The organism is Mesorhizobium sp. M7A.F.Ca.US.005.03.2.1, from assembly GCF_003997795.1.
GTDB classification, from domain to species: Bacteria; Pseudomonadota; Alphaproteobacteria; order Rhizobiales; family Rhizobiaceae; genus Mesorhizobium; species Mesorhizobium ciceri.
Genome location: NZ_RZRP01001290.1, coordinates 1 through 1,151, shown reverse-complemented (window position 1 = coordinate 1,151; position 1,151 = coordinate 1). Strand labels below are relative to the sequence as shown.

General features: G+C 60.7%; 1 protein-coding gene and 1 pseudogene. One reads left to right on the top strand and one right to left on the bottom strand.

The window, feature by feature from the left end; translation table 11 throughout:
• Positions 1 to 61: 61 nt before the first annotated feature.
• Positions 62 to 799, bottom strand: a complete 738-nt coding sequence (locus EN991_RS37140; protein ID WP_024501513.1) for a gamma-glutamylcyclotransferase — start codon at positions 797 to 799, stop codon at positions 62 to 64.
• Between the two features lie 166 nt (positions 800 to 965).
• On the opposite strand from EN991_RS37140, the pseudogene EN991_RS37135 reads away from it, so the two are divergent.
• A pseudogene (locus EN991_RS37135) lies at positions 966 to 1,151 on the top strand (VOC family protein); the annotation flags it as partial.

Here is a 1,151-nt window from a genome sequence, read left to right as displayed (position 1 = left end):
GGTCAATTTTCGGCGCAAGTCCCTGAAAAGGCTCGGCAATAATATGATTTTTTTACTCATATTATTGCGACTGCGGTCGGGCTTGCAGTGCGAGCGAAAGGCCAGGCTCAAGCTTGCGGCCATGGATGGCCCTGACCTCCTGCGCCACCAATTCCTGCAATCGCCACAGATTGCGGTCGCGGATGCCGAATGCTTCGAGATGGCTGACCGTGTTGTAGAGATATTCGGCGCCGGATCCGATATGCCCGCAGGCTCTGGCCAGCACGCTCGCCACTCTGTCCAGCGGCTGGTTCAGCGACGTTCCCCTGCCCTTCACGCCGACCCAGAAGCCGAGCGCGCGCAGCTTACCCTGCGGCGTATGCACTGGCAGCCAGCGAACCGTCTCGATGCTTTCATGGTCGCTGATCTCGCGCCGCAACAGCCTTTCGATCTGCGCCGGCTTCTCACCCTCCGGCAAGCGATAGATCACGCCGTTGCAGCGCCCGCCCCGCTCGAGCGCCATCATCAACCCAGGCTGCTCGGCGCTGCCGCGCCAGCGCACCATGTCGAGGCAGAAGGAGCGGTGCCAGCCGAAGGCCGTGGCGAGCTGTTGCTCGACCGACTCGAATTCCGGCTTCCAGATCAGCGACCCATAGGCGAACACCCATAACGGTCCCTCATCGGCTTCATTGGACAGTCGCAAGGCGAGGGTTCGAAAGTCCTCGTCGTTCATGTCTGTCCAGCTCGGGTCCGGACCGGGATCGGCCTCTTCCCGATGGCACAGTGCGACAAGCTCGGGCGTGAGCGACATCAAGCGCATGGACGACAACCCCTCATGACCGCAGAGAAATCGAAAACCGCTGGATGCGCAATCAGGGAACGCTTGGCACACACACCCATTGTTGTCCGGGCGGTGTCGGATTTCCGTCGTGAGGATCGTCCTATGATGGACGACGATCGATCCATGAAAGGTGAGGAGACCGAAAATGCCAAAAACCCCGATGCCCTTCTTCTGGTACGAATTGATGACATCAGATCTCGACGCCGCCGAGGCGTTCTACACCCAAGTGGTCGGCTGGACGGCGCAGCCCTTCGATAAGGCACTCGGCATGCCGCGCTACATCGTCATGAATGTCGGCGAACGTGGCGTCGGCGGCCTGATCACCTTGCCC

What these genes read in the sequence shown, in the direction of transcription:
- EN991_RS37140 (WP_024501513.1), bottom strand. Translation starts at nt 799, where the DNA reads ATGCGCTTGATGTCGCTCACGCCCGAGCTTGTCGCACTGTGCCATCGG.